General features: G+C 47.6%; 7 protein-coding genes and 2 pseudogenes. 8 read left to right on the top strand and 1 reads right to left on the bottom strand.

All coding sequences use genetic code 11. From position 1 onward, the window contains the following. The 4 genes and pseudogenes from MHN01_RS09500 to MHN01_RS09515 form a co-directional block, all read left to right on the top strand. Positions 1-201 (top strand): annotated as a pseudogene (locus MHN01_RS09500) (L-seryl-tRNA(Sec) selenium transferase); the annotation flags it as partial. Further along, complete coding sequence (gene selB / locus MHN01_RS09505) at positions 198-2003, top strand: selenocysteine-specific translation elongation factor (RefSeq protein WP_239411133.1); 1806 nt, start codon at positions 198-200, stop codon at positions 2001-2003. The pseudogene MHN01_RS09500 and the gene selB, both read left to right, overlap by 4 nt. Before the next feature lie 233 nt (positions 2004-2236). Beyond that, the gene (locus MHN01_RS09510) at positions 2237-3184 is read left to right on the top strand and encodes a DUF4382 domain-containing protein (RefSeq protein ID WP_239411134.1); all 948 of its coding nucleotides are present in this window, start codon (positions 2237-2239) and stop codon (positions 3182-3184) included. Between the two features lie 212 nt (positions 3185-3396). Then, positions 3397-5112: an NAD-dependent malic enzyme gene (locus tag MHN01_RS09515; RefSeq protein WP_239411135.1), complete on the top strand. Its 1716-nt coding sequence runs from the start codon at positions 3397-3399 to the stop codon at positions 5110-5112. Between the two features lie 79 nt (positions 5113-5191). On the opposite strand, the gene MHN01_RS09520 is transcribed toward MHN01_RS09515, so the two are convergent. Next, positions 5192-5524 (bottom strand): DUF3392 domain-containing protein, encoded by a 333-nt coding sequence (locus MHN01_RS09520; protein ID WP_239411136.1) that lies wholly within the window; start codon positions 5522-5524, stop codon positions 5192-5194. A 178-nt stretch (positions 5525-5702) separates the two neighbouring features. On the opposite strand from MHN01_RS09520, the gene arfB reads away from it, so the two are divergent. The 4 genes and pseudogenes from arfB to MHN01_RS09540 form a co-directional block, all read left to right on the top strand. Beyond that, a complete protein-coding gene (arfB, locus tag MHN01_RS09525; RefSeq protein ID WP_239411137.1) occupies positions 5703-6116 on the top strand; it encodes an alternative ribosome rescue aminoacyl-tRNA hydrolase ArfB in 414 nt (137 codons plus the stop codon). A 92-nt stretch (positions 6117-6208) separates the two neighbouring features. After that, positions 6209-6658, top strand: coding sequence for a hypothetical protein (locus tag MHN01_RS09530; protein ID WP_239411138.1), 450 nt, complete (start codon positions 6209-6211; stop codon positions 6656-6658). Positions 6659-6738: 80 nt separating this feature from the next. Then, the gene (locus tag MHN01_RS09535) at positions 6739-7635 is read left to right on the top strand and encodes an aspartoacylase (RefSeq protein ID WP_239411139.1); all 897 of its coding nucleotides are present in this window, start codon (positions 6739-6741) and stop codon (positions 7633-7635) included. A gap of 122 nt (positions 7636-7757) precedes the next feature. Next, positions 7758-8161, top strand: a pseudogene (locus MHN01_RS09540) (EamA family transporter); the annotation flags it as partial.

The following is an 8161-nucleotide window of genomic DNA, read 5'->3' on the forward strand; positions in this document are numbered from 1 at the left end:
GATCCATCCTGGTCGGTTGAGATCGTCACAGATAACGGACGTAACAAGCGTTCGGCGGAGAAATTGCTGAAAATCATGCGAGGTTGGCCGCTGCCGGTGATTGGCGTTATTAAACATGACAGGGTGCAGCTCAATCTTGCGACTATCGAAGAGTCTGAAATCCCATATCTACGAAGCCAATTGGCGGAGGTGTTGCTATGAGTTATGTCGTCGGAACGGCTGGCCATGTCGATCATGGTAAATCGGCGCTAATCAAAGCACTGACAGGTATTGATACTGCGCACTTGCCGCAGGAAAAGAAGCGGGGAATGACGATTGATCTCGGCTTTGCTTACTTTAAGCATCAAGACGGCACGCCAGTAGGGGTTATCGATGTACCGGGTCATGAGCGGTTTATCCGAAACATGGTGGCCGGTGTGTGGAGCCTCGACATGGTGTTGTTTGTGGTTGCAGCCGATGAAGGCTGGATGCAGATGTCGACTGACCACCTTAAAGTGATTGCCTCGATGGGGATCGACAATGTGACCCTGGTTATCTCCAAATCTGATTTGGCCGACGATGACATGCTTGCGTTGGTTGAGGAAGAAGCGCTGGAGCAGTTCCTTGAGATAGCAGGCTTCATTCCGGATTCAGTGGTGGTATCAGCCCATCAACAGAAAGGGATCGATGAGCTTCGCCAGCATATTTGCCGCAAACTGGATAATCATTCGGATGATGCGCGTCAGCAGACAGCTGTTCAGCGTCAGGCACACTTATACATCGACCGCGTATTTACGGTCAACGGCGTGGGTACGACAGTAACGGGAAGTCTCTGCGGCGGTGAATTTCATGTCGGCCAGAAGCTGATTCTTCAGCCATCTGGCAGGGAAGTGCAGGTGAAGAGTCTGCAGTCATATCACCAGAATATCGAAACAGCCCAACCGGTATCCCGTGTCGCGATTGCGCTGAAAGGCGTCAAGAAAAAAGAAGTCGAACGTGGTTTTTGTCTGATGGCCTCGAAGGAGTCCGGCTTCATTGTTGATGAAGTGATTGTTCGCCTGGATGGCATGTTGTTTGAGAACAAGTGTCGTAACAATAGCGAAGTCGAAGTGGCATTCGGTACGTTTAATACCCTTGCCAAGATATTTGTCTTCAAGGGTACGAATTTGGCTCGTTTACGCCTGAAAGAGCCGACTTGCTGTTTCTGGAACCAGCGCGCGCTGCTGATTCAGCATGGTGGTAGTAGCATCATAAACTGTGGGGCAGTTGTATGGGGTGGGGCTGTTGCCAAGCAGCATCGCAACAAGTTGTATGATTTGCTAATGGCAATGCCTGAACATCCGGCATGGGAAGATTATGTCACCATTAACATGTCTTTGTATGGCTATGCCAAACGTGGCGATCACCAGCTTGATGAATCCGGCTACAAAGCTTGTGGTGATTGGTTATTCACCGAAGAGTGTTTCAATAACTCTCATCAGGCGATTGAATCAATCCTCAAACAAGAGCAGATTGATTTATCCGTCAATGAGCTAAGCGGCAAGGTCCAGTTGCCGATGAATGTCTTGTCAGCTTTGCTACAGCAGTTAGTCGAAGACGGCAAACTGAAGCAGAGCGGCGAGCTCTTCTCGCTTGGTAGTGGGCGAAGTGAAGCCCAGCTTTCTCCAACGGCAAAACAGATTTTAGAGCGAATGAGCCAGGCTGAAAAGCAGGGCTACGAAGCGGATAAAGAGAAAATTCCGGGGGCGCAAAAAGAGTTGCGAAACTTGGTGCGCCTTGGTTTCGCAGTTCCGCTTGAGGGTAAAATTTACTACGAGAAAGGCCTCTACGATAATCTGGTCAATGACATCATCGAAGGGCGGGAAGTCAATGAGCGCTTTAAGATCTCCGATGCCAGAGATCGAACCGGCTTGTCGCGAAAGTATATGATCCCGGTATTGAACCGGATGGAATCCGACGGCTGGATCAAGCGAGTTGAGAATGATCGCCAGGTACTTCGGGCGGTGGAAACGGCATTAGCTTAATTGAGTTCTTTAGATACGCTGTAGTTTTATTATCAGGAAGCCTCACACTGTGAGGCTTCTTTTTTACAAGTAGTAACTAGCTTGTTGGGAAGCGCATTTTTGCTTATCTATTGCACTGTTAGGCCGTTTTGTAAAATCTCTGTCAGACTTGCGTCAAATGGGAACTCTTGGTTTTGAATACGGCATGAGGCTGGATATTCTTCGGGCAGAATTATTAATTGAAAGTTTTATCAATGCGCAAGTTGATGGTTGCCAGCGTAGTGAGTCTGGCGTTAGTGGGGTGTGGTTCTGGTTCGTCTGGTGATAGTAGCAATACTGTTCAGTTTAATTTGGCATTTTCAGATGCGCCAGTCGACGGTTTGAGCAAAGTCTGCGTTGCATTCGATAAGATCACGGTACATCACACAAACGGTGGTGAGTCCAGCTGGGGGACGACGTCTTTTGCCTCAGATCAAAGCTCGGCGGAGTGTATTCCTGATGGTCTTGCAATTCCGCAAGATAGCGATGGAAACCCGGCGTTTATGGTCATCAACCTGATGGCTTATCAAGGCGAACAGTCACTGCAGGTGTTGAGTGATGAGCAGATGGAAGCCGGCCAATATACTCAGATGCGTCTGTCAGTGCTTGAAAAAGGTAATTACACCGATGGCACACCGTATTCGCATGTTGTAACAGACACAAGTGCCACAGAGGGAATACGAGTACCTAGCGGCGAGCTGAAACTTGATGGCTTTGATGTACAGGCAAATGCAACTCAAGCCTATACACTGGAATTCGATTTGCGTAAGAGCATGGTTGAAAATGCCAATGGTTATCAACTGAAGCCGCGCGGCGTTCGCTTGGGCAACAACCAGGATGTCGCAACGATCTCTGGTGAAGTTACCTTGGGTGGCGGAGCTTGCGGCAATAACATCAATGATGCGTTCGTTTATGTTTATACAGCGCCTACCGGTGGTGTTCATGGCGACCTAGGATCGGCCAATGAACCTTACACGTCTGTTGGAGTTGATTCTGTGTCCGGTAAGTTTGAAGTCGGATATGTGCCTTTAGGTAGCTATGACGTTGTCTTGGTATGTAACGGCAGTGAAGATGACCCTGAAAATGCAGGGGATCAATTAACAATCGATTCTAGCTTTGTTGACGAAGTACTGACGGCCAGCGGCCGAACGTTCACTTTCTAGTCATTGGTAACCCGCTATTACAGCGGGTTTTCTTTTAAATTATCACTATAAAATCAACTAATTATTCTCCGAATATCACATTTTTCATCTAGTTAAGGGCGTAGAATCTTTCGTTATCTCCTAAAGGAGTCAATGTCAGCCCTCCAATTGTCTGTCATCGCCGCAGGAAATTAATGAGGACTGATTGTCGAAAATAAGACTGGAGGGATACCATGACGATAGGCAAATACCTGCGTTGGAAAGATGAAAATGGCAATGAATTCAGACCTGTTTCTTTAACCGGAACAGAGCTGCTTAATGACCGGACACTCAACAAAAGTACTGCATTTACCTACGAGGAAAGAGAAGCTTTTCAGCTGAGTGGCTTGTTACCCCCGCGTGTTCAGACCTTTGATGACCAGCTTAACCGTGTTTACGACGGTTTTAGAAATGCGTCGACAGATATTGAGAAGTACCTGTTCCTACGCGCCCTCCAGGACCGAAACGAGACTCTGTTTTATGCGTTACTGTCTCGCCATATCGAAGAGATGACACCGATTATCTATACCCCGACTGTGGGTAAGGCCTGTCAGGAATTTAGCCACCGCTATCAGAAGGCACGTGGTTTATACATTACAGAAGACAACGTCGACAATATGGGTGAGCAGGCCCGTCACTTTACCGGTAAAGATATCAAAATTATCGTGGTAACGGACAGCCAGGGGATTTTGGGACTGGGTGACCAAGGGGTTGGCGGCATGGGGATCCCAATCGGTAAGTTGTCGCTCTATACCTTGGGGGCGGGGATTCATCCTGCACACTGTTTACCTATCGCTCTTGATGTGGGTACAGATAACCAGGACTTGCTGGATGATCCTATGTATCTTGGCGTACCTCGCAAGCGTATGCGCGGCGAGGAATACAAAGCCTTTATCAAAAAGTTTGTCCGTCAGGTGAAACGACATTTCCCTAAAGCTGTATTGCAGTGGGAAGATTTCAGCAAGTCGAACGCCTTTGATAATCTGGCTGACTACGAAGACTTCCTGCCGTCGTTCAACGATGACATTCAGGGTACGGGCTCGGTGGTGCTTGCCGGTATTCTGGGCGCAGTCAAAATCAAGGGTGAATCGCTCGTTGATCAATCGTATGTGGTTTACGGTGCCGGAGCCGGCGGGGTTGGGGTTGCGGATCAGATTTATGCCGGTTTGTTGAAAGAAGGCTGTTCTCATGCGGCAGCGAGAGACAAGATCTTTATTCTGGATTCTCAGGGATTGGTCTTCGATGACCGCGAAGGGCTGGATGAGTACAAGAAACGCTATGCCAAGCCGCGTTCGATTGCAGAGAGCTGGCATACCGAAGTGCTCGGTAAAGTATCACTGACAGAGTTGATCGATAATTATCCGGTGACGGTCTTGTTGGGCACCAGCGGTATTGGCGGCGCGTTCAAAGAAGAACATGTGCAGAAAATGATGGAATATACCAAGCGTCCGATGGTATTCCCGCTTTCTAACCCGACAGCCAATTGCGAGGCGCTTCCGGAAGATATTTATAAGTGGAGTGACGGGCAAGCGATCGTGGCGACAGGTAGTCCGTTTGATAATGTCAGCTACAACGGCTATGAATACCGAATTGGGCAGGGTAACAATGTGTTTATCTTCCCGGGAGTCGGTTTGGCTGCCATTGTCTCGCGTACCAAGACGATCAATTTGGATATGTTCACCATGGCTTCTTACGCGCTGGCTGAATGTGTGTCAGAAGAAGATTTGGCTGCCGGTTGCGTATATCCGAGGATCAGTGAGCTGAAAGACGTTTCTCATCGAGTCGCGACCAGTATTCTTACTAATATGCAGGCTACGGATCCGAACAGCATTTTGCGGGGTAAAGATATCGAGCTGGAGCTGGCCGAGCATATGTGGGAGCCGGTGTACCTGCCATATCGCAGAGTGTGATCATTGATAGTTAAGATATAACCAAAACCCGGCATCAATGCCGGGTTTTGTTTTATCTGTGGATTGACAGATAGGTGTACTAAACCTGCCTGTTGCGTTGTGCCCATGAGCCGACAAAGAAAAAAGTTGCGACAACCAGGCAGATCAACCATTGGCTGGGTATATGACTAAGTTGCTTGGCCAGCCAGGGAGAGACAGACACAATCAAAAAGCCGTAACCGAAGGCGTTGACCAGAACAAATACAAGAGTGCGTATTAAAAAGTTAGTGCCGGACAGCTGGCGTCTGAGTACCCGGTTAATATCAGCACCGAACACTACGAGTAGACAAGCCACCATAGCAGTGGAGATTTCGCTTAGCCAGGGACGAATAAACTGGCCTGAGTCTGTCAGAAATTCAATCAGTAAGTTCATGGATATAACTGTAATAACATGTGATTTTGCAAAGAATACTGGTTCTCCATGAATGTCTATACTGTCATGGAACGAGCCTGTAAGCATGATCACATTTGGCTTGCTTTCAAAGGATTACTGGATCAGTGGTATAATCGAGGTTTGAATACCTTTTCGTTATAGGTTTGTACTTCTTTCCATGTTAACTATCTCCAATTCTGTCCAGCTCGCTGAGTGGGAAATCGAAATGTCAGCTATTCGCGCTCAGGGGGCGGGAGGCCAGAATGTGAATAAGGTTTCCAGCGCTATTCATCTTCGGTTTGATATAAAGCGTTCATCCCTTCCGGCTTTATATAAAGAGCGCTTGCTGAAACTTTCTGACCACCGTATTACGAAGGATGGGATTATTATCATCAAGGCCCAGCAATATCGGACGCAGGAGCAGAACAGGGAAGATGCATTATTACGGCTCAAGGAGCTGATTCAGGCATCAGTCGTTCAGCAGAAAGCACGGCGAGCAACCAAGCCGACTAAAGGCTCTCAGAAACGCAGAATGGATAAAAAAACGCAGCGAGGCCAGACAAAGTCCCTCAGAGGTAAGGTTAAGTTTTGAGTAGCTTAACAGTTTGATTCTTTAGTCCGTGAAAGATAACCGAATAGGGTTTAATTTCGTTCCTAACATAATGATATGTAAAGGTGATATGGATGTCAGAGAAGAAAACATGCCAGTTGCTTCAACTGTATTTGCGGGAGTCAGAACGGGTCAGGTTACTGGATTTGGATGCCTTGCCATCTCTTGATTCGGATGAACAGGCCAGTATGCATGAGTGGCTGTCGAACAAACGAAACTTCTCACTCGAAGAGATAGCATCACAGCAGTGGCTGAAAACCTGTAGTGCAGGGTTTGTTACCGAGCTGACGTTTTTCCCGGATGGGACGCTTAATGAATATACGCTATTTAATCGCCAACAACACTCGGGTTGGTGGGAGCTGGTAGACGGTGTGATTGAAATGGTCATTCACAAAGGTGAAGACCTGTTCCGTTGTGCAGTAATAGCCAATCGAACCGTCAATATTCACTCGGCGATAGAGTATAAAAATGACGAGTTACATTCTTATCTTAAGCTGGCGCAAACCCGACCTGTCGAAAATTAGCTTGTTTCTCTGGCAAAACGTGAGTGAAACTGGTATTCATTTCAGTGTATTTCTAAGAATAACGAGTGAGAGCCAGGCCTGTGAATACAAGGACGAATACAATTAATTCGGTTGCTGTTGTCGGCGGCACACATGGAAATGAATTCAGCGGGATTTACCTGCTTCGAAAATGGCAGCAAGATCCGCAGCTAATCGCCCGAGACTCCTTTGCGACCCAGACTGTTTTTGCCAACCCGAAAGCGTTTGAGGAAAACAAGCGCTATCTTGATTGCGATCTGAACCGACAATTCAGCCTTGAAGATTTGAATAACCCTGAACTGGCTAATTACGAGCAGAGTCGGGCGAAGGCTATCAACCTTCAGATTGGCCCGAAAGGAAATGCCAAAACAGACTTCATCATCGACCTGCACAATACCACCAGTAATATGGGGCCGACGCTGATCTTACTGCAGTCCGATGCATTTAACCGCAAGATGGGTGCTTACGTTAAGGCTAAAATGCCTGAAGCCGTTGTGGTGCTGGAAGACCAGACATCGGTTGATGAGCATTACTTCCTAAGCTCTATCACCAAGCAAGGCGTGATTGTTGAAGTCGGCCCGCAGTCTCAGTCAGTGATCCGCCAGGATGTGCTCGACTGGATGGAAGAGATGACCCAGCATATTCTTGATTATGTTGAACTGCACAATACAGACTCTCTTCCGTCATTGCCTGCAAGCTATGAAGCATATAAATATGAAGAAACGCTGAAGCTGCCGGAAGATGAACATGGTGAACGAATCGGTATGGTTCATCGGAATGTCCAGGATGCCGATTTTAAGCCAATTCGCTCGGGAGATCCGATTTTCACCTTATTTGATGGTAAGGAAGTTTGCTGGATTGGCGACTATGAAGCTTATCCGCACTTTATCAACGAGGCGGCGTATTACGATAATAACTTGGCAATGTCACTGGCCAAGAAGGTCGTTGTCGAGCTGTAGCGGAAGAGCAGTAACACTTGATACATCAGCCATACTAAAGAGCAGTTCCCAACATTGGTGGGGGCTGCTTTTTTATTCCTATTCACTTGTGGATGATGGTTACAACGTTATTGGTTGGATAAATGACACAGGATGAAAAGCCATTCTCGAGAGTGATGGCGGTGACTACTCTCGCAATGCTGGCATTTGCCGGAAACTCATTACTAAACAGGGTGGCGTTGCTGGAAACAGATATCGATGCTGCCACCTTTACCACTATTCGTCTGGTTTCGGGAGCTGCGGTATTGTGGCTGATTTCTACCCGGAAAAGTAATGCCCGGCATACTGAAGGGAACTGGTTGTCAGCCCTTGCCTTGTTTACTTATGCGGCAGGGTTTTCCTTTGCCTACATCAGTTTGCCGGCTGCGACCGGCGCATTACTGCTTTTTGCTGCTGTGCAGACAACTATGTTGGGGTATGGACTGTGGCAGGGGGAAAGACTAACAGCCATTCAATGGTTGGGGTTTGGCCTTGCCATAGGTGGGTT

It is taken from the genome of Photobacterium sp. OFAV2-7 (genome assembly GCF_022347985.1).
In the GTDB taxonomy this organism is placed as follows: Bacteria; Pseudomonadota; Gammaproteobacteria; order Enterobacterales; family Vibrionaceae; genus Photobacterium.

Excerpts from the sequence above, each read along its gene's own strand:
- arfB (WP_239411137.1), top strand. The coding sequence starts at position 5,703 with ATGTTAACTATCTCCAATTCTGTCCAGCTCGCTGAGTGGGAAATCGAA.
- selB (WP_239411133.1), top strand. The coding sequence starts at position 198 with ATGAGTTATGTCGTCGGAACGGCTGGCCATGTCGATCATGGTAAATCG.
- MHN01_RS09515 (WP_239411135.1), top strand. The coding sequence starts at position 3,397 with ATGACGATAGGCAAATACCTGCGTTGGAAAGATGAAAATGGCAATGAA.
- MHN01_RS09510 (WP_239411134.1), top strand. The coding sequence starts at position 2,237 with ATGCGCAAGTTGATGGTTGCCAGCGTAGTGAGTCTGGCGTTAGTGGGG.
- MHN01_RS09520 (WP_239411136.1), bottom strand. The coding sequence starts at position 5,524 with ATGAACTTACTGATTGAATTTCTGACAGACTCAGGCCAGTTTATTCGT.
- MHN01_RS09530 (WP_239411138.1), top strand. The coding sequence starts at position 6,209 with ATGTCAGAGAAGAAAACATGCCAGTTGCTTCAACTGTATTTGCGGGAG.